This is a genomic window from Phytohabitans aurantiacus, from assembly GCF_027923225.1.
GTDB lineage: Bacteria > Actinomycetota > Actinomycetes > Mycobacteriales > Micromonosporaceae > Phytohabitans > Phytohabitans aurantiacus.
The window spans coordinates 1-19,595 of sequence record NZ_BSDI01000058.1 but is presented as its reverse complement, the minus strand read 5'-3'; the positions used below and the strand labels follow the sequence as shown (position 1 = coordinate 19,595).

The window sequence follows — 19,595 nt, the reverse complement described above, 5'->3', positions numbered from 1 at the left end:
TCGATGCGACGCCGACAAAGCTGGCAAGACGTACCTAAGCAAGATTTAATTTACGGCAGCGAATTTCTCGCGTTTGGCCGGCGAACTAGGCTGGCCTGGTGCTGCGGATCGTGCTGACGGCCGACGACCTCACGCGGGTGCGGTTCGAGGCGGCGCCGGGTCCGCTGGTCGACGCCGGCCTCGCGGCCCGCGCGCTGCGCCGCCGGCCGGTGCCGGCCCTGGCCAACTGGCGGGCGGCCGTGGCGCCGGCGATCACGCCGGCGGTCCACCCGCTGCTCGCGCTGAACCCGCCGGCCGGACCCACGTGCACGTTCGTCGAGCCGCTGGCCGCCGAGCTCGCCGCCGGTCTCGAAAGCCTCGATACGGTACCGGCGGAGCGGCGCCGCGAAGAGATCGCTGACCTGCGCACCGCGCCCACGGCGTGGCTCAAGGCCCTCGCGAGCGGTGACCGGTCGGCGCGGGCCGACCTGGCGCGGGCCGCGACCAGGATGCACGAGGTGGCCGTGGCCCCGGTGGCCGCGCACCTGGCCGCCGACAGGGAGGCGGACATCGGGCGGCGCGCGGCCGAGTTGGGCACGGGCGGGCTCGCGGCCGCGGTGTCGGGCCTGCACCGCACGCTCCGCCTGCGCGGGCAGGTGCTGGAGGTGGAGCGCCCGTTCGACTACGAGCACCGGTCCGGCGGCACGGGCGTGCTGATGCTGCCGTCACCGTTCCTGGTCGACGAGGTGCGGATCGGCTGGAGCGAGGGCGAGCCGCTGCGGATCCACTACCCGACGGGCACGCCGCTGCCGGGCCACCCCGATGCCGCCCCCGCCGACCCGCTCGCCCGCATGCTCGGCGGCACCCGCGCGGCCGTGCTCCGCGCGGTCGGCACCGGGTGCGGCACGGTCGCGCTGGCCAGGCGTGTCGGCGCCAGCCCGGCCAGCGCTTCCGAGCACGTCACCGTGCTGCGCGAGGCCGGCCTGGTCGCCACGGCGCGGGTCGGGCGCGGGGTGCGGCACTGGCTCACCCCGCTCGGCGCCCAACTGCTCCGCGCCCAACTGGTCAGGCGCTCCACACCTCCGCCTCGGTGAGGAAGGCGGACGACGACGGCCGCTCCGGCGTACCGCCCAGGACGACCGTGCCCGGCAGCGCCCGGCCCCGCACGGTGATCCGCGCCTCGCGCGCCGGTGCCAGCACGAGGCTGAGCGAGTGCGGCACCCCCGCCAGCTCGAACTCGTCGGTGCTGAACGTGCGCCGGTGCAGGACGCCGTCCAGCCGGACGCTGACGTCGCGGGCCCGCGCGTGCAGGCCCGTCGCCAGGTCGAGGCGCGCGGTCACGTCGGCGCGTTCGATGGCAGGTTCCGGCCACGGTACGCCCGCGACCTCGGGGAAGTTGCGGGTGAAGTACTGCGACAGCCACTCGCCGAGCGCCGTCTCGGTGGCCAGCACGCGTACCCGGTCGGCGTGCCACAGCACGATCGCCCGGCCGCTGCCGCGGGTCGACCACCGCACGTCCCACACCGAGGCGAACGCGGTCAGCCGGTCGCCGTCGAACAGGCTCACCCCCGGATTCGCCCCCACCAGGATCACCTGCCGTCCCGGTACGGCCGCGGCCGCTTCGCCGGACGCCCCCGTCACCACGCCCGCCGTAAGCCCCGCCGAGAGACCAGCCAACATCGTTCGCCGCCGCACGCGGCACCCCCTATCGCCGTCCTTCAACGGGGACCAGCCTCGGCCGGGGCGGGCTCGCGTGGCAATCATTTCGCCGAGGCGCGAAACGAACGGGCGGCCCCACCATTCCGGTGAGGCCGCCTTTAGAGTGCGCCGGCGATGTGGTCAGAGTGACAGTGTCCAGCTGTTGATGTATCCGGTGTCCAGGGACGCGGCGTCCTGGACCCGCAGCCGCCACGTGCCGTTCGCCGTCTCGGAAGACAGGTTCGCCGTGTACGTCGTGTCGATGTTGTCGGCACTGCCACCGGTCCGGCTGCGCAGCGTGTAGACGCTGCCGTCCGGGGCGACGAGCGACACCACGAGGTCACCGACGTACGTGTGCACGATGTGGACCTCGACGGTGCTGGTCGTCGACGGGGTGCTGGCGCAGCCGGTGATGGTCAGCGGCGACTCCACGGTCGTGTTGTCGGGGATTGTCACGTCGGTCGGTGCGACCGCCGAGCAGCCCGGTGGGCTGTTCACGTTCAGCGTGAACGTCGTCGCGTGGGTGGCCGCCGACGACGTGCCGGTCACGGTGACGGGGTAGCTGCCGGCGGGCGTGGTCGACGACGTGCTGACGGTCAGCGTGGCGGTACCGCCGGCCGTCACGGACGCCGGGCTGAATGCGGCCGTCGCGCCGGTGGGCAGGCCGCTGGCGGTGAAGTTCACGGTCAGCGCGGAGCCGTTGGTGACCGCGGTGGTCACGGTCGTGGTGGCCGAGCCGCCCGGGTCGACCGCCGCGGCGGCCGGCGCCACCGCGATGGAGAAGTCGTTGCCGGTCGGGCAGGCGGTGTCGTTGCCGGCCACGTTGACAGCGGTCCAGGCGGCCTGGACGGTCTTGTACTCGGTGGAGCACAGGCCGTACAGGTCGGTCGCGGCCGACAGCGTGTACGCGCGGGCCGTGTTGCCGGGGTTGCTGCTGTTGACGTACCGGGTGTTGGAGACGAAGTAGGTGTCCAGCGCCCGGAACCAGATCTTCTCGGCCTTGGTGCGACCGATGCCGACCACCGCCGCGGCCGACCCGCACACCGGAGACGTGCCGTACGCGGTGGCGCCGGTGCCCTCGGCCAGGTTGAAGAAGAAGTGGTTGCCGGGGCCCGAGGAGTAGTGCACGTCGACGCTGTTGGTGCTCGACGACCAGCAGCCGTGCGACGAGCCGTCCAGCGTCGGGTTGTACATGTAGCGCAGCGGCGTGTTGTTGCCGTTGATGTTGATCTTCTCGCCGACCTGGTAGTCACCCGGGTCGGACGTGTTGTTCGCGTAGAACTCGACCATCGTGCCGAAGATGTCGCTGGTCGCCTCGTTGAGGCCGCCGGACTCGCCGGAGTACGTCAGGCCGCCGGGCACCACGTTTTCGGTCACGCCGTGGCTCATCTCGTGACCGGCCACGTCGAGCGATACCAGCGGGCGGGCGTTGCCCGAGCCGTCGCCGTACGTCATCTGCGCGCCGTCCCAGAACGCGTTGACGTACGCGTTTCCATAGTGGACCCGAGAGGGTACGCCGGTGCCGTTGCCGAAGATGCCGTTGCGGCCGTGCACGTTCTTGAAGTAGTCGAACGTGGTAGCGGCGCCGAAGTGGGCGTCGACCGCGGCGGACTGCCGGTTGGAGGGGGCACCGGTGCCCCACGCGTTGTCGGCGTCGGTGAACGTCGTGCAGGTGCCGGTGCCGTTGTTCATGTCGCAGGTGCGGCCGTTGCCGTGCGACGGGTCGACCATGCTGTACGTCGAGCCGGACAGCGTGGTGTCCACTGTGACCGATCCGGAGTAGACACTCGCACCGGTGCCGTTGACCATCTCGATCTCGTCGAACGCGCCGATGTACGCGCCGGTCTTGGCGTCGCTGATGACGTGCAGGCGGGAGGGGGTCTGCCCGTCCGGTGCCCAGCCGTGCACCACGGTTTCCCAGGCGAGGCGTCCGCTGCCGCTGCTCGCGTCGACGAACAGCTCGGCGGCGCCCACGTTGGTCACCTTGCCCGCGAAGCGAGCCTGGGCGGTCTTGCGGGCCTGAGCCGCGCTGACCTTGGTCGCGGTGTCCAATGTGAGCGGTGCGACCAGGCCGACCGACGTGCCCGCGTACGCGCCGCCGGCCTTGGTGTGCACGACGAAGTCACCGCCGTACACCCGCAGACCCTGATAGGTGCGGGTGTACCGGACGTGCGCCGCGCCGGTGCGGTCGACCTTGCTGCTGAAGGCGGTGTACGCCTCGCCGCTGCCGGAGACGATGTCGCGGGGGTGGGCCTTGAGCGCGCGGTCAGCGGTGCTGATGGCCGACGCTTCCGATACCGCTGGTGCGGCGGGGGCGGCCGGCGGTGCGGCCGAGCCACTCGTGGCGGTGGCCACGAGGGCACTACCGGCCAGCAGCGTGATGCTGGCCAGCGCGAGGGGTCTTTTCACGCAGTTCCTCCCGGGTCCGGCGTGGGGGGTTAACTAATGGCGATATGTATATCCATTCACATGGCGGCCGGGGAAGACGATCATTGATACCGGCGTGGTCATACCGTCGGCGTGAGCATCATTCACATCTGCCGGTCGCCCTCACCTGAGTGCGGGTTCGCGGCGCGAAGTTGTGGAAGATGTGCGCGTTTTCTGGCGCTTCCCGCGCCGTACCTCTCTGTGCGTGGCGGCACTCCACGGATCGAGAGGAGACCTTTCCGGTGCGAATGTGGAAACCTGGCCTGATCGGCCTGTCAGCGGGCATCGTGCTCGCTGTCGGGGTCGGCACCTCGCTCGCCAGACAGACGACGTCCGAAACCAACGCGGGCGCCGACTCGGCTGCCGTACGGGTGACGGAGCAGGTCGGCTGGTCTATCGACCCTGGCAACACGGCGCGGTTCGCCGGCTCCCTGAACACGATGGCGGCCGCGGCGCGGCCGAAGGTGGCGGCGCTCAAGGCCGACGGAAACACCACGGGCGACTACCTCACCATCAACGTGAAGGTCGCCGGCAAGCCCGCGGGGCAGAACCAACTCCAGATGGTCGTGTCCGCTGGCGACCCGCGGCTCGTCGGCGTGACCAGCCCGACGAGCAACGATTTCTTCGTTCTGGAGCAGGGCGCTCCGAACTTCCTGCCGCCGCCGTCCGGTTCGGACGCGGCGAACGCGAGCGCGGCGAGGGTCGCCGGCACACCACTGGTCCGGCGCGACGTGGCCGCGCTGGCCGCCTCCTCGGAGGAAGCGGCCGCCTCTTCGGAGGAAGCGGCCGGCACCGAGGATCAGGGCGCGGTCGACGATCAGGGCGCCGCGGAGGATCAGGGCGCCGCGGAAGAAGATGCGGCTGGGCAGGAAGAGGCTGGGCAGGAGGAGGCCGAGGACCAGGGTCAGGAAGGCGAGGTGCCCGGTATCCAGGACGTCCTCGGCGCCGTCAACACCCTGCTCCAGGTCGTCAACGGCGAGAACGTGCCGATCGACCAGGTCTTCGCGGCGGCGGGCACCATGGGTCAGGTGATCGGCCTGCTCCTGGGCGGCTGAGCCACCCGGCACGATACCCGGCGGGTACGCGCCCCGGCGAGCGCCGCGGGGCGCGGCTCGCTGGCCTCGCCCAGGACCCACAAACCGGGACTTGGGCTACCGCGATGCCCGTCGCGGCCCATACCGTCGCTCCCGCGGCCTCACCCTGCGCGCCCAGTCACGCTCAAGACGGGTGGTGGAACCGCGGCGGGTGAGGCCGCGGGAGCAACGGCCCGGAGCACGACGAGCGTCGCGGTAGCCCAAATCGGGTTTCGCGGGCGCGCGGGCGCGGGGGGCGCGGGGGCGCGGCGCGGGCGCGGCGCGGGCGCCGATCAAGGAAGGTCGCGCCGATCAAGGGCGAATGCACGTGGAATGGAGATCCAAGCGCGTGCATTTGCCCTTGATCGGCGGGGAAGACGGCGGCGGCCGGCGGCCGGTGGGGGAGCGTCACGGGGATAGGGGGATGGTGATGGTCACGCGGGTGGGGCCGCCCTCGGGGCTGGTCACGCGCAGGTCGCCGTCGAGTGACTCCAGGCGTTGGGTGATGCCGTGCAGGCCGGTGCCGCGGGCCGGGCTGGCGCCGCCCCCGCCGTCGTCGGCCACCTCGATCCGTAGCGCGTGCGGGATCGGGGAGGCGTGCGGGGTCGGGGAGTAGGTTACCGTCGCCGTCGTGGCGTCGCTGTGCTTGACGGTGTTCGCCAGGCACTCGGCGATCGCGAAGTAGGCCGCCGTCTCGACCGGGACGGGCAGGTCCGGTGGCGGTGCGCCGTTGATGTCGACGGGCACGGGAAGGTCGAGCGCGAGCGCCCGGACCGCGTCGGCGAGGCCGCGGTCGGAGAGCACCGGCGGCTGGATGCTGTGCATGACGGTGCGCAGGTCGTCGAGCGCGCTGATCGCCGTCGTCCGGGCCTCGCCCACCATCGCCGCGGCGGCGTCCGGATCGCGGTGGATCAGCTCCTGCGCCATGCCGAGCACGAGCCCGAGCGAGACGAGCCGGGCCTGCGCGCCGTCGTGCAGGTCGCGTTCGACCCGCTTCAGCTCGGTGGCCTGGCTCTCCACGGCGCGGCGTCGGGTGCGGGTGAGCGTGTCGACGCGCTCGGTCAGCACGCGCTCGCGGTCGTCGGGCCGGCGGTTCACGATGAACGCGTGCGCGCCGAACACAATGGACAGTCCGAGGATCGTGAACACGGGCCAGAAGAGCCCGCGGCCGGACAGTAGCCAGATCGCGATGTCGGCCACCGCGATGAGCGCGCAGACCGCGCCGTCCAGGGCGAGCCACCGGCGCCGGCCCGCCGGCACGCGGAGCACCCACCGCAGCAGCTGCTCGGCCGCCAGGACGGTCGCCAGACCGAACCACACCCACCGCGGCCAGAACTCGTCGACGCCGGTGGCGGCCCAGACCAGCCAGGTCGCGGCGCCGAGCGCCACAGCCAGACCGAACCGGGCCGCCAGCGGCCACTGCCAAGGGGGAATCATGACCGGCCGTACGTCAGGCGGCGCAGCAGCCGCTCGGCCGGGCCGCGGTCACCCCGCTTGTCCAAGCCGCGCGCGGCCAGCACCGACACCGTCCACACCGCGATGGCTGCGATGAACGCGATGTACGTGTTGCCGCCGAGGTCCAGCGTGAACTGTGCGAACAGGACGGTCCACGCCACCGACTGGAACAGGTATCCGCTCAGCGACCGCTGGCCGAGGGCGGCGACGGCACCGACCACCGGCCCGCGCCGGCGATCCGCGAACCGGAGCGCGATCAGCCCGAAGAGGGCGACGTAGCCGGGGCCGCCGTACATCCCGCTGCCCGCGTGCAGGTAGGCCATGGCGTCGAGGGTACCGGGGTCGACCCGCACCGCACCGGCTGCCACCAGGGCGTATGGCAGGGCGCCCAGCACGGTGACGCCGAGGCAGACGACCGCGACGAACCGCAGCAGCGTGCGGTGTGCGGCCGGGTCCTCCAGTACGCGCCGACGCGCGGCCCAGATGCCCAGCCAGACGATGAAGATGAACGGCAGCACCGTGGCGGTGTGCGCGGGCCACTCCGCGAGCCGGTCGAGCACCGCGTCGGCGTACGAGGAGGCCGCCAGCGACGGGTTGGGAGAGTCGACGATGATCGCGCTGCCGCCCTTGGCCCCCGTGACCAGGGTGGCGGCGATGAACGCCAGGTAACCCAACTGGAGCACCCACAGCCCCACGACGAGCCGGTGGAACCGGTCGCCGCGGCGCAGCAGCAGGAACGTGGCGGCGATACCGACGACGCCGTACGCGCCGAGGAAGTCACCGAAGTACAGCAGTACACCGTGGACAGCGCCGAAGGCGACGAGCCAGGCGTTGCGGCGCAGGAGGATCCGCCGTGCTCGGTTTCCAGGGTCGGCGCCTCCGGAGGCGTCCGCGCGGCGGGCGATCTGCACCAGCCCGTAGCCGAACATGATGGCGAACACCGGGTACGCCCGGCTGTCGACGAACGTGACGAGGAAGAAGTTGACGATCCGCTGGAGGCCGTGCGGCGTACCGTCCATGCCGGGCTGGCCGGCGAAGGCGGAGTTGGCGGCGTTCGCCAGGGCGATGAACAGCAGCATGGCGCCGCGGGTCAGGTCGGGGGCGAGCGATCGGGCGGCCCGGGGCACCGGTCCCGCGGGAGCCGGGGCGGTCAATGTTTGCGTCATGCCTAAAGGCTCGTGCGTGGGGGGTGTGAAATCCCTGGGCCAGGACCCCGTCTTCGGGGGTAGGTCTAGGCCCACCATCCAAGGGCCGAGCCCCACAAACCGCCTAGGCCCCCCAGCCGTCGAGATACGCGAGCACGGCCAGCACCCGGCGGTTGTCGTCGTCGGACGGCTGGAGCCCCAGCTTGGCGAAGATGTTGTTGGTGTGCTTTCCGACCGCTTTCTCGGTGACGACCATGGCGGACGCGATGGCCGCGTTCGACCTGCCCTGCGCCATGTGCCCGAGCACCTCGCGCTCGCGCGGCGTGAGCCGGTCGAGGGGGAGCGCCCGCCGCCGGCTGTCCATCAGCTTGGCCACCACCATCGGGTCGAGCGCGGTGCCGCCCCCGGCGACCCGGCGCACCGCCTCGATGAAGTCACCGACGTCGGAGACCCGGTCCTTGAGCAGGTAGCCGATGCCGCCACGGCCGTCGGCGAGCAGCTCGCGGGCGTACAGGCGCTCGACGTACTGCGACAGCACCAGTACCGGCAGCCCGTCGACCTCCTCGCGGGCTCGCAGCGCCGCGCGGATGCCCTCGTCGGTGTGGGTCGGCGGCAGGCGCACGTCGACCACGGCGACGTCCGGCGGGTCTTCCAGCAGCGCGCGCACCAGGTCGGGGCCGTTGTCGACCGCGGCGACCACGTCGAACCCGTGCGCGCCCAGCAGCCGGATCAGACCGTCACGCAACAATGCCAAGTCTTCGGCGACAACCACCCTCACCGCTAGAAGGGTACGGGTTCGCGGATGATCGGGCAGGTCATGCAGTGGCCGCCGCCCCGGCCCCGGCCGAGCTCGGCGCCGGTGATCGTGATCACCTCGATGCCGGCCTGCCGCAGCAGGGTGTTGGTCTGCGTGTTGCGGTCGTACGTGAAGACCACTCCCGGCTCCAGCGCGACCGCGTTGTTCCCGCTGTCCCACTGCTGGCGCTCGGAGGCGTACACGTCGCCGCCGGTCGCGATGACCCGCAGCTCCGGGAGACCGAGGGCCTCGGCCACGACGTCGACGAATGGTCTCCCACCGTGGTCCGTGACGGAAAGGCCCGGCGCCTTGTCGCTGGGCCGCAGCGAGAACGCGTGTACGCCGTCCACGATGGTCGGATAGAGGGTCACGACGTCGCGGTCGGCGAACGTGAAGACGGTGTCGAGGTGCATCGCGGCCCGCAGTTTCGGCATCCCGGCGACGACGACGTGGTCGGCGGCGCCGTGTTCGAACAGGGCCGCCGCGACCTGGGTGATGGCTTGGCGTGAGGTGCGTTCGCTCATGCCCATCAGGACGACGCCGTTGCCCACCGGCATGATGTCGCCGCCCTCGAAGGTCGCCTGGCCCCAGTCGCGCTCGGGGTCGCCCCACCACACCGTCGAGCCGACGAAGTCCGGGTGGAACTCGTATATCGCCTTCATCAACAGCGTCTCGTGGTGGCGGGCCGGCCAGTACAGCGGGTTCATCGTCAGGCCGCCGTAGAGCCAACATGTCGTGTCGCGGGTGTAGAGGGTGTTGGGCAGCGGCGGCATGAGGTATTCGCGGATGCCGGTGGACTCGCGGGCGAGCGCGACGTAATCCGGGCGGAAGTCGTCCGGCAGGTCGCTCGTCGCGAGGCCCCCGATGAGGTACTCGGCGAGCCGGCGCGGTTCGCAGGTCTCCAGGTACGCGCGGGTGTCGTCGACGAGCCCGACGCCGGCCTCGTTCGGGGTGATTTTCCGTTCCAGCAGCCACGTGCGCGCCTCGGGTATCGCCATCGTCTCCGCCAGCAGGTCGTGCAGCTCCACCACGTCGACGCCGCGCCGGCGCAGCTCGTCGACGAATTCGGCGTGGTCGCGCTGCGCGTTCTCGACCCACATCACGTCGTCGAAGAGCAGAGCGTCGGAGTTGGTCGGTGTCAGCCGTCGGTGGGCGAGGCCCGGCGCGCAGACCAGGACCTTCCGCAGCCGGCCCACCTCGGAGTAGACGCCGTAGGCGGTCGATGGAGGCTTTTCGTTGTGTGTCATCGAACACTCCCAATAGGACGGTCAGATGCTGATCCAGCCCGCGGCGAGGGCGACGATCCCGACGACCGCGCCCGCGACCGAGACGAGAAACAGCGCGAACTCGGCCGGCGAGAACAGGCGCCGGCCCTGCTCGCGGCGGGCGATGACGAACAGGATCGTGGCCGGCGCGTAGATGATGAACGACACGAGCACGAACTTCAGGCCGGCGGCGAAGAGCAGGAAGGCGATGTAGACGGTCGCGAGTAGACCGACGACGAGGTCGCGGGTCGGCCCCCGCGGGCCGGCGGGCGTGCGACCGAGGGCCACCTTCACCGCGTACGCGGCCGCGAGCAGGAACGGGATCAGGGTGAGCGCGCTGGTCAGGTCGAGGGCGAAGCTGAACGCGTCTTCGGAGAAGTACGTGACGATCAGGAAGACCTGCGACGCGGCGGTCGTCATGACGAGCGCGGGCACGGGCACGTCAGCCGCGCTGGACCGGCGCAGGAACCGGGGCATGTCGTCGTCCTTGGCCGCGACGAACAGCACCTCGGCCGCCATCAGCGTCCAGGCCAGGTAGGCGCCGAGTACCGAGACGATCAGGCCGACGCTGACGAACACCTCGCCCCAGTCACCGACCGCGGCCTCCAGTACGCCCGCCATCGACGGCTGGCGCAACTGGGCGATCTGTTCCATCGGCATGATGCCGTACGAGACGATCGTGACGGACGCGAAGACGGCGAACACGCTGAGGAAGCCGAGGATGGTGGCGCGCCCCACGTCTTCGCGGCGCTTGGCGTGTCGAGAGTAGACACTCGCGCCCTCGACGCCGAGGAAGACGAAGACCGTGACGAGCATGGTGCCGCGTACCTGGTTGAAAAGCGAGCCGGCGTAGTCGGCCCCGCCCAGGTTGTCGGCGAAGACCCCCGGGTCGAGGTAGAACAGGGCCAGCACGACGAAGACGACGATCGGCACGAGCTTGGCGACCGTGACGATCCGGTTGATCGCCGTGGCGCCCGTGACGCCCTTGCGGATGAGGAGGAAGAAGCCCCACAGGCCCACAGTGGACAGCGCGATGGCGAGCACGGTGTCGCCGTCGCCGAGAGCGGGTGCGATGGCGCCGACCGTCGACATGATCAGCACCCAGTAGGTGACGTTGCCGACGCAGGCGCTGGCCCAGTACCCGAAGGCCGAGAAGAAGCCCGGGTACTCGCCGAAGCCGGCCTTGGCGTACGCGTACACGCCCGCGTCGAGGTCGGGCCGGCGGATCGCGAGCGTCTGGAAGACGAACGCCAGCATCAGCATGCCGGAACCGGCGATGGTCCAGGCGATGAGCGCACCGGCCACGCCCGTCTCCTGGGCGAAGCGGCGCGGCAGCGAGAAGACGCCAGCACCGACCATCGAGCCGACCACCATCGCGGTCATCGTCCAGAACGTCAGCTTGGCGGTCGTCGACGCTTCCCGTGTATCGGTCGCGGTCACGGCGGTACCTCGATTCCACCCGTGTGGCATATGACCGCGAAGTCCCAAGCTAGCGGGCTCGGGGTGACTCCGCTTCGGGTTCGCCGGATCCGGCACGCGAGGCGGGGTGGTTGCGGCTGCCCTGGGTAGCGATGCGAGGTCTTGCGGCTCAGGCCAGCCGGTACATGATGGCCCGGCTGGTGGGGGTGGCACGGCGGTAGCGGTGCACGGCGGGGCTGAACAGCACGTCGGTCAGCAGGTGCCGGCGGTACGTCCAGCCCCAGCCGGGTACCACCTCGCGCTCGTCGCCGACGGCGTACCGCATCAGCATGTAGGCGCGGGGCAGGCGCGGGCCGTACTCGCAGGCGTTCTTCCGGACGTTGTAGGTGACGACCACGTGGGTCTGCCGCGCGGCCTCGTGCACCCGCTTGAAGAGCCCGCCAAAGGCGGGGTCGCCCTTGAGCCAGTGCGCGGACTCGATGGTCGGCGCCTGGACGACCACGGCGACGTCGTACCGGGGCGGTCCGCCCGTCCCCGGCCGCAACCGCTCGGCGGTCATGATCAGCAGGTTCGCGAACATGTCCCGGCGTAACTGCGACGCGCTGCCCCGCAGGTCGGCGATCAGTGTCCTCTTGGTCTCGCTCGGTGTGCCGCTGTGCCCGTCCACCTCGGCCGCCAGCAGCAGGTACCCCGTGGTGTCGACCTCCGGCAGCGTGATGGTCGCGAGCGCGCGCCGGTCATCCATGGTTGCCCCCCAGCAATTCATCTCCATTGGTGGCATTGTGCGATCTTTCTCATCGCGCGCTCGTCAGTCACCTGACTACACTTTGCCCAGCTCGGGGGGCCTTTTTCGTGAAAAAGATTCGAGGTAGTCCCGTTGATGCGTGAGATCGTCGGACGGCAACGGGAGCTGACCGAGATTTTCGCCCTCGTCGAGGCGCCCGGCCGAGCGCTCGTCGTGGTCGGCGAGCCGGGCATGGGCAAGAGCACCCTGCTCGCGGCGGCTGCCGAGCGGGCCGCCGAGGCTGGTTGGCAGGTGCTGCGCGCCGACGGCAGCGAACGCGAGGCCGACCTCGCCTTCGCCGCGCTGCACCAGCTCCTGCGCCCGGCCCTCAGCGGAGCCCACCGGCTGCCCGCCCGCCAGCGCTCCGCGCTGCTCGGCGCGTTCGGCATGGAAGACGAGACGGTCGCGCCGGACCGGTTGCTGATCGGCATGGCGGTGCTGACCCTGCTCTCCGACCGGGAGCGCCCCCTGCTGGTCGTCGTCGACGACGCGCAGTGGATCGACCGTGGCTCGCTGGACGCGTTGGCGTTCGCCGCGCGCCGCCTCGACGGGGTACCCATCGCGCTGCTCGCCGCCGCGCGAGGGCGCGCCGCGCCGCCCGGTCTCGACAACGGCGTACCCACCGTCACGCTCGGACCGCTCGGGCCCGACGAGGCCAACCGGCTGCTCGACCTGCAGCCCGTCCCGCCGTCCGGCCGCACCCGGCTGGACGTGCTCGACATCGCGGCCGGCAACCCGCTCGCCCTGGTCGAGTTGGCGCGCACGGCCGGCGGCCCGTGCGGCAGCGCGTTGCCGCTCACCGCGCGCCTGGAAGCGATCTTCGCCGCCGACGTGGCCGACCTGCCGGCGACCACCCGCCATCTGCTCCTGCTCGCGTCGGCCGCCGACGGTGACCTCGCCGACGTGCTCGCCGCCGGGCCGGCGGGGGCCGACCTCACCGACTGGCTGCCCGCCGAGCGCGCCGGGCTCGTCCACCTCGACGGCGAGCAGGTCCGCTTCCGCCATCCGCTGGTGCGCTCGGGCATCTACCAGGCCGCGTCCTTCGCGGAGCGCCGCACGGTCCACCTCGCGCTCGCCGAGGCGCTGCGCGACCAGCCGGACCGCCGGGCCTGGCACCTGGCGGCGGCCAGCGCCGGGCCGGACGAGGCGGTCGCCGCCGCGCTCGAGGCCACCGCCGGCCGGGCGCGGCAGCGCGGCGGGTACGCGGCCGCCGCCCGCGCGCTCGAACGCGCCGCACGGCTCAGCCCCGAGCCCGCCGACCGGGCGCGGCGGCACGCCCTGGGCGCCGACGCGGCCACGTTCACCGGACAGCTGGGCTGGGTGCAGGAACTGGCCGCACAGGTGCCCGCCGACACCAGCGACCCGGCCGTGCTCGCGCTCGCCGCGCACTCCACCGGCTGGGCGCTGTCGCAGACCACCCGCCACCGCGCGGCGCTCGCCGTGTTGCTGCCGGCCGCCGCCAGCGGTGGCCAGAACGCGGCGGTCGCGCTGGTCAACGCCGCGCTGACCGCGTACCACATGGGCGAGGAGCCCGCGCGCCGCGAGGTGCTGCGCGCGGCGTCCAGGATGCCACTGCCGGCCGACAACCCGTGGCGGATCTGGATCGTCGCGGCCACCGACCCGTTCGGCCAGCGCGAGGACCTGCTCGCGAGCCTTGCCAAGGCGCGCACCGACAACCCGCTGGAGCTGGGCGCGCTCGGCGCCGCCGCGTGGACGCTCGACGAGACCGCGCAGGCCGTCGACCTGCTCGAAGCCGCGATCGACGGCCGCCGGGCCGCCGGTGCGCTGGGCGGCAGCGGGTCGACGTTCGTGTGCCTGGGCCGCGCCTACGCCGACCAGGGCCGGTGGGCCGAGGCCGAGACGGCCGCCGCGGCCGCGGCCGCGATCGCGGCGGAGGGGCAGGTCGAGCTGGTCGCCGCGGGCGTCCTCGCGCTGGAGGCCAGCCTGTTGGCGGTACGCGGAGACACCGCGGCCGCCCGCGACAGGGCGGCCGCCGCGCTCGCCGCCATCGACCCGTGCCAGAGCCGTGCGATCGCCGGCCGGGCACGGCACGCCGCCGGGCTGGCCGCCACCGCCGACGGCGACCACGAGCTGGCGTACGAGCAGTTCCGGACGCTGTTCACCGGCGACGGCGACCCGGACCACTTCCACGGCGCCTGGTACGCGGTGGCGGACCTCGCCGCGGCGGCCGCCCGTACCGGCCGGCGCGACCACGCCTGCGAGATACTCGACCGGCTCACCGGCTCGGTGACCGGAGGGCTCTCCACCCGGCTGATCCTGCTGACCGAGCGTGCCCGCGCGCTGCTGGTCGAGGTCGACGACGCCGAGCCGCACTTCCGGCGCGCCGCGACCGATCCCGCCGGCACCCGCTGGCCGTTCGAGCGCGCCCAGGCCGAGCTGGAGTACGCCCAGTGGCTGCGCCGCCGGCGCCGCGGCACGGATGCCCGGCCGCTGCTGCTGGCCGCCCTGGAGACCTTCCGCCGCCTGGGCGCGCGCGGGTGGACGGCGCTCGCCCACGCGGAGCTGCGTGCCTCGGGCGTCAGCCTGGTCGCCGCCGAGCCGGACGCGCTGGCCGACCTGACCCCGCAACAGCAGCAGATCATCCGGCTGGCGGCGCGCGGCCTGACCAACAAGGAGATCGCCGAGCAGCTCTTCCTGTCCCCCCGGACGGTGGCGACCCACCTGTACCGTTCCTTCCCCAAACTCGGAATCACGGCCCGCGCCCAGCTCCGCGACATCCTCCCGTAGCCCGCGCCGTGATCAGGGCGTCCCTCAAGTCGTTAGAGCGACTTGAGGAACGCCCTGATCACGAGGACTAGTCGGGTGGAAAGCGGGTAGAGGGGTGCCGTGGACCGGATCGAGAACCCGTGGGGCGAGCGCACCCCGTACGGGCCGGGGGAGCGCTGGCCCGAGCGTGTGGACCAGCACCTGGCCGACGGGCTCGGCGACGCCGGCGTGGACCGGTGGGTGCGCTCCGCCTCGATCCTGCACTCCAACGGCGACGCGCTCGATATCGCCGTCAAGGACGGCCGGATCGCGGGCGTGCGGGGACGCGCCACCGACCGGGTCAACCACGGCCGGCTCGACCCGAAGGACCTCTACGGCTGGCAGGCCAACAACAGTCCTGACCGGCTGACCAGGCCGCTGGTGCGCGACGGCGGCCGCCTCGTCGAGACCGACTGGGACACCGCGATGGACCGCGTGGTCGAGCGTTCGCGCGCCTTGCTGGACGGGCCGGGCGGCTGGGGGCACTTCGGCTTCTACACGTCGGGGCAGCTGTTCCTGGAGGAGTACTACACGCTCGCGGTGCTCGGGAAGGCCGGCATCGGTACGCCGCACATGGACGGCAACACCCGGCTGTGCACGGCGACCTCGGCGGCCGCGCTCAAGGCGAGCTTCGGCACCGACGGTCAGCCCGGCTCGTACACCGACGTCGACCACTGCGACGCGATCGCCCTGTGGGGCCACAATGTCGCCGCGACCCAGACCGTGCTGTGGATGCGGATGCTCGACCGCCGCAGCGGCCCGAACCCGCCGGCGATGCTCGCCGTCGACCCGCGCACCACACCCGTCGCGCGCGAGGCCGACGTGCATCTCGCCATCCGCTCCGGCACCAACCAGGCGTTGCTGAACGGCCTGCTGCGCCAGATCATCCACAAAGGATGGTACGACTCGGGGTACGTCGCCGAGCACACCATCGGATTCGACGAGCTGGCGGGAGTGGTCGACGCGTACCCGCCGGCCCGGGTCGCCGAGATCTGCGGCGTGGCGGCGGCCGATGTCGAGCGTGCCGCCGAGCTCATCGGCACCGCCGAGCGCCTGCTGTCGACCGTGCTGCAGGGGTTCTACCAGTCGAACCAGGCCACCGCGGCGTCCTGCCAGGTCAACAACCTGCACCTGTTGCGCGGGATGATCGGGCGGCCGGGTGCCGGCCTGTACCAGATGAACGGCCAGCCGACGGCGCAGAACACCCGCGAAACCGGCGCCGACGGTGACCTGCCCGGCATGCGCAACTGGAACAACCCCCACCACCTCCAGCAACTCGCCGAGCTGTGGAACGTCGACGAGATGACGATCCCGCACTGGTCGCCGCCGACGCACGCGATGCAGATCTGGCGGTACGCCGAACAGGGCTCGATCAAGCTGCTGTGGATCTCGGCGACGAACCCGGCGGTGTCGTTGCCGGAACTCGACCGCGTGCGGCGGATCCTCGCCAACCGGGACCTGTTCGTGGTCGTGCAGGACATCTTCCTGACCGAGAGCGCCGAACTCGCCGACGTGGTGCTGCCGGCGGCGACGTGGGGCGAGAAGACGGGCACATTCACCAATGTGGACCGCACCGTGCACCTGTCGGAGAAGGCCGTCGACCCGCCCGGTGAGGCACGGTCCGATCTGGACATCTTCCTCGACTACGCGCGGCGGATGGACTTCCGCGACCGTGACGGCCGGCCACTGATCCCGTGGACGGGACCGGAGGAGGTCTTCGAGGCGTGGAAGGCGTGCTCCGCCGGGCGTCCGTGCGACTACACCGGCATGACGTATGAAAAGCTGCGCGGCGCCAGCGGCATCCAGTGGCCGTGCCACGCGGGCGCGCCCGAGGGCACCGAACGGCTCTACACCGGCGGCGTGTTCAACACCGATCCCGACTACTGCGAGACGTACGGCCAGGATCTGAGCACCGGGGCGGAGTTCAGCGCGGACGAGTACCGGGCCAAGGAGCCGGCCGGCCGGGCGTTCCTGCACGCCGCCGACTACCGCCCGTCGCCCGAGGTGCCCAGCGACGAGTACCCGCTGCTGCTGACCACCGGCCGCACCGTGTACCAGTTCCACACGCGTACGAAGACCGGCCGCGCACCGGAACTCAACGCGGCGGCCCCCGACGCGTGGGTGGAGCTGCACCCCGCCGACGCGGAGCCGCTCGGCATCGCGGACGGCGACCTGGTCGAGGTGTCCTCACCGCGCGGCACCATCCGCGTGCACGCCCGGATCGGTGGGGTACGCTCCGGCGTCGTGTTCGTGCCGTTCCATTATGGATACTTCGATGTGGACCCCGACAAGCGCGTGCCGCGTGCCGCCAACGAGTTGACCCTCACCGCGTGGGACGCCGTGTCGAAACAGCCGATCTACAAGGTCGCCGCCGTCCGGGTGACCGCGGTACCCGACGGAAGGGAGTAGCCGTGCACCTCGCCCACTATCTCGGACTGCTGCACCGGGCGCAGGGCAACCTCGCGGAGGCGTTCCGCCGCGTCGGCGAGGCGCATGGGGACGAGCCCGACGTCGCATTGCTCTGCGAGCAGCAGGCGCAGGTGTGCGACCGCCACTCCGAGCGGCTGAGCCCGTTCGCCGAACGCTACTCCGAGGAGGCGCCGGACGAGCCGGACCGCCTGCACTCGGAGCTGTTCCGCGGCACCCGCACCGGTGGCATCGGCCTCCTGCGCGACCTGCAGGACCTGTATCTCATGGCGGCCGAGTGCGACATCTGCTGGACCGTCGTCGGCCAGGCCGCGCAAGGCGTGCGCGACCGCGACCTGCTCGGCGTCGTCACGACCTGCGAACGGGAGACCACCATCCAGCTCCAGTGGCTGCGCACCCGCATGAAGCAGGCCGCGCCGCAGGCGCTCGTCGTGGCTGGTTGAGAGGCAGGGCTGGCTGACTGACTGGTCAGGCACCGTGGTCGGGTGAGCGGCGCGTCGCGGCGACCGAGGCCCACAGGGCGGAGAGGACGGGCCGGCGCAGGTCGGTGCGGCGCGCGCACAGGCCGACGACGAAGGTGCCGATGGGCGGGTCGGTGGGTATGACCGCGAGCCGCCCCTTGGCCACGCTGGTGTCCAGTACCAGGCGGGGCACCACGCCGGCGCCGACACCGAGCGACACGAGCGTGAGCAGTGCCTCGTGCCCGTCGACCTCGGCGGCGATCGCGGGGTCGAGCCGCTGGCGGTGAAACCAGCGCCGGGCGGCGTCGCGCGCGAGGCCGCCGCGCGGCAGGACGAAGGGGACGGCGTGCGAGCAGGTCGCCTTCCCCGCCTTCGACGGCGACACCGCGACGGAGGGCGGGCTCGTGGACGCGTTCCGGAAGAACCCGGTGCACGACGCGCTCGCGAGCCTCGCCCCGCTACGCCCCCCTGTCGACATCTCGGTCTAGCGAAGCGGTGTCTAGCAGAGGATGTCGACGACCGCCTCGTCCGCGCGCCAGATGCTGGCGAGGTACTCCTCGTCGGACGCGAGGCGCGTCGTGAGAGACAGGACGACCGCGCGGCGTCCGTCTCCGGTGACGCCGTTGACGGTACTGACACCGAGCACGTCTCCGCCGTGGCTCCAGTACCCGCCGCAGCGGCTGGGCATCCACATGACTCCCAGGCCGTACCGCATGCCGGGCGCGTAGTCCTGGAACGTCACGGCGAGCACGGTGCGGTGCATCTCGTCGAGCTGTGGCCGGGCGAGCAGGCGTCCATTGTGGAGCCCTTGCCAGAACCGGACCAGATCGGTCGGGGTGGTGACGAGGTCACCGGCGGCCCATCCCCAGCTCACGTTCAGCAGCGTGGTGTCGACCAGCGGGCCACCCGGCTCGAACTGCTGGTACGCGCGGGCGTGCGGGTGTGGCAGCGTGGGCCGGTCACCCGGCGAGAAGGTGTGGTTCAGTCCCAGCGGCCGGGTGATCCGGTCACGCACCTGCGCCGCCCACGTGCTCCCGGTGACCCTCTCGATGATCATGCCGGCGAGGATGTAGTTGGTGTTGGAGTAGTCCCAGCTCGTGCCGGGCGCGAAGAGCGGCTCGTGCTTCATGGCGATGGCCACGAGCTCCTCGGGATCCACGCGCTCGAACCGGTGCTCCAGGTATCCCTCGGGCGAGGCAAGACCGGGCAGGTCGCTGGTGTAGTTGTAAATGCCGCTGGTCTGCTGTAGCAGCTGGCGTACGGTGATCCGCCGGCCGTCGTTGCCGTTGCCGGTGACCACGCCGGGCAACCATCGCTCGACGGTGTCCTCAAGCGACAGTCGCCGCTCCGCCACCAGCTGCAGCACGATGACGGCCGCGAACGTCTTGGCGTTGCTGCCCATGCGGAGGTAACCCTCGCGGGGTACGGGCGCGCCGGTGCGGATATCGGCGACGCCGGCACGCACGGCGCTGGTGCGGCGGCCGTCGCCGGCGACTGCCTGCACGCCCGTGATGCCCAGCGCGTGCAGGTCGTCTGCGGCGTCCTGCAGGATCCGCCTGTCGCCGGCCGCTGGCGCCGCCCCCGCGGCGGTGCCCGCGACGGGGTTGATGGCCAGGACGGCGACGAGAGCCGTCCCGGCCAGTGCACGGCCCGGATGGATGCGCATGTCTGCTCCTTCGTTCGGCGGCACTGTCCTGTGTGCAGCCTATGAAGACCTTCTATGCGCGACCATCCGTGCTTGCCCCCACCCAGGGCCCGTAGGGGCAGGGCCCCGATCTTGAACCTGACCGCAGAGTGCTCTAGCTCTCTGGTCGTGGTTCGGGTGGGACGAGGTAGGTGTGGCCGAGGGCGGTGTGCCATTGGAAGAGGCCGGGTGTGATTTGGTGGTATTCCCAGTGGC

The 19,595-nt window shown here is 71.8% G+C and carries 15 protein-coding genes; 5 read left to right on the top strand and 10 right to left on the bottom strand.

What is annotated here, in order from left to right:
• Positions 1-98 precede the first annotated feature (98 nt).
• The gene (locus QMG73_RS37805) at positions 99-1,073 is read left to right on the top strand and encodes a helix-turn-helix domain-containing protein (protein WP_281903793.1); all 975 of its coding nucleotides are present in this window, start codon (positions 99-101) and stop codon (positions 1,071-1,073) included.
• Here the strand turns inward: QMG73_RS37805 and QMG73_RS37800 are convergent.
• A complete protein-coding gene (locus QMG73_RS37800; RefSeq protein WP_281903792.1) occupies positions 1,045-1,659 on the bottom strand; it encodes a hypothetical protein in 615 nt (204 codons plus the stop codon). The two genes, QMG73_RS37805 and QMG73_RS37800, sit on opposite strands and share 29 nt — an antisense overlap.
• Positions 1,660-1,818: 159 nt before the next feature.
• Positions 1,819-4,086 carry a M4 family metallopeptidase gene (locus tag QMG73_RS37795; protein WP_281903791.1) on the bottom strand — a complete coding sequence of 756 codons (2,268 nt, stop codon included), beginning with the start codon at positions 4,084-4,086 and terminating at the stop codon, positions 1,819-1,821.
• A 260-nt stretch (positions 4,087-4,346) separates the two neighbouring features.
• On the opposite strand from QMG73_RS37795, the gene QMG73_RS37790 reads away from it, so the two are divergent.
• Entirely contained in the window at positions 4,347-5,159 is an 813-nt protein-coding gene (locus tag QMG73_RS37790; protein WP_281903790.1) for a hypothetical protein, read from the top strand.
• Between the two features lie 426 nt (positions 5,160-5,585).
• Here the strand turns inward: QMG73_RS37790 and QMG73_RS37785 are convergent, their stop codons facing one another.
• The 6 genes from QMG73_RS37785 to QMG73_RS37760 all read right to left on the bottom strand — a co-directional run bounded on the left by QMG73_RS37785 (position 5,586) and on the right by QMG73_RS37760 (position 12,002).
• Positions 5,586-6,614 (bottom strand): sensor histidine kinase, encoded by a 1,029-nt coding sequence (locus tag QMG73_RS37785; protein WP_281903789.1) that lies wholly within the window; start codon positions 6,612-6,614, stop codon positions 5,586-5,588.
• Complete coding sequence (locus QMG73_RS37780) at positions 6,611-7,798, bottom strand: DUF418 domain-containing protein (RefSeq protein ID WP_281903788.1); 1,188 nt, start codon at positions 7,796-7,798, stop codon at positions 6,611-6,613. Before QMG73_RS37780 ends, QMG73_RS37785 begins: the two co-directional genes overlap by 4 nt.
• Positions 7,799-7,901: 103 nt before the next feature.
• Positions 7,902-8,555 (bottom strand): response regulator transcription factor, encoded by a 654-nt coding sequence (locus QMG73_RS37775; RefSeq protein WP_281903787.1) that lies wholly within the window; start codon positions 8,553-8,555, stop codon positions 7,902-7,904.
• Between the two features lie 2 nt (positions 8,556-8,557).
• Entirely contained in the window at positions 8,558-9,820 is a 1,263-nt protein-coding gene (locus QMG73_RS37770; protein ID WP_281903786.1) for an arginine deiminase, read from the bottom strand.
• 21 nt (positions 9,821-9,841) lie between these two features.
• Positions 9,842-11,278, bottom strand: a complete 1,437-nt coding sequence (locus QMG73_RS37765) for a basic amino acid/polyamine antiporter (RefSeq protein ID WP_281903785.1) — start codon at positions 11,276-11,278, stop codon at positions 9,842-9,844.
• Between the two features lie 148 nt (positions 11,279-11,426).
• A complete protein-coding gene (locus tag QMG73_RS37760) occupies positions 11,427-12,002 on the bottom strand; it encodes a hypothetical protein (protein WP_281903784.1) in 576 nt (191 codons plus the stop codon).
• A gap of 135 nt (positions 12,003-12,137) precedes the next feature.
• Between QMG73_RS37760 and QMG73_RS37755 the strand changes: the two genes are divergently transcribed.
• From QMG73_RS37755 to QMG73_RS37745, 3 genes are all read left to right on the top strand, one after another.
• Entirely contained in the window at positions 12,138-14,789 is a 2,652-nt protein-coding gene (locus QMG73_RS37755) for an AAA family ATPase (protein ID WP_281903783.1), read from the top strand.
• A gap of 99 nt (positions 14,790-14,888) precedes the next feature.
• Positions 14,889-17,216, top strand: coding sequence for a molybdopterin oxidoreductase family protein (locus tag QMG73_RS37750; RefSeq protein ID WP_281903782.1), 2,328 nt, complete (start codon positions 14,889-14,891; stop codon positions 17,214-17,216).
• 2 nt (positions 17,217-17,218) lie between these two features.
• Entirely contained in the window at positions 17,219-17,677 is a 459-nt protein-coding gene (locus QMG73_RS37745; protein ID WP_281903781.1) for a hypothetical protein, read from the top strand.
• Between the two features lie 25 nt (positions 17,678-17,702).
• Here QMG73_RS37745 and QMG73_RS37740 read toward each other — a convergent pair whose 3' ends face one another.
• Together QMG73_RS37740 and QMG73_RS37735 are read right to left on the bottom strand one after the other, a co-directional pair.
• On the bottom strand, positions 17,703-18,173 hold the full coding sequence (locus QMG73_RS37740) for a LysR substrate-binding domain-containing protein (protein ID WP_281903780.1): 471 nt from the start codon (positions 18,171-18,173) through the stop codon (positions 17,703-17,705).
• Between the two features lie 21 nt (positions 18,174-18,194).
• Complete coding sequence (locus QMG73_RS37735) at positions 18,195-19,361, bottom strand: serine hydrolase domain-containing protein (RefSeq protein WP_281903779.1); 1,167 nt, start codon at positions 19,359-19,361, stop codon at positions 18,195-18,197.
• Positions 19,362-19,595 lie beyond the last annotated feature (234 nt).

Excerpts from the sequence above, each read along its gene's own strand:
- QMG73_RS37800 (WP_281903792.1), bottom strand. The coding sequence starts at position 1,659 with ATGTTGGCTGGTCTCTCGGCGGGGCTTACGGCGGGCGTGGTGACGGGG.
- QMG73_RS37785 (WP_281903789.1), bottom strand. The coding sequence starts at position 6,614 with ATGATTCCCCCTTGGCAGTGGCCGCTGGCGGCCCGGTTCGGTCTGGCT.
- QMG73_RS37780 (WP_281903788.1), bottom strand. The coding sequence starts at position 7,798 with ATGACGCAAACATTGACCGCCCCGGCTCCCGCGGGACCGGTGCCCCGG.
- QMG73_RS37770 (WP_281903786.1), bottom strand. The coding sequence starts at position 9,820 with ATGACACACAACGAAAAGCCTCCATCGACCGCCTACGGCGTCTACTCC.
- QMG73_RS37760 (WP_281903784.1), bottom strand. The coding sequence starts at position 12,002 with ATGGATGACCGGCGCGCGCTCGCGACCATCACGCTGCCGGAGGTCGAC.
- QMG73_RS37755 (WP_281903783.1), top strand. The coding sequence starts at position 12,138 with ATGCGTGAGATCGTCGGACGGCAACGGGAGCTGACCGAGATTTTCGCC.
- QMG73_RS37740 (WP_281903780.1), bottom strand. The coding sequence starts at position 18,173 with ATGTCGACAGGGGGGCGTAGCGGGGCGAGGCTCGCGAGCGCGTCGTGC.
- QMG73_RS37735 (WP_281903779.1), bottom strand. The coding sequence starts at position 19,361 with ATGCGCATCCATCCGGGCCGTGCACTGGCCGGGACGGCTCTCGTCGCC.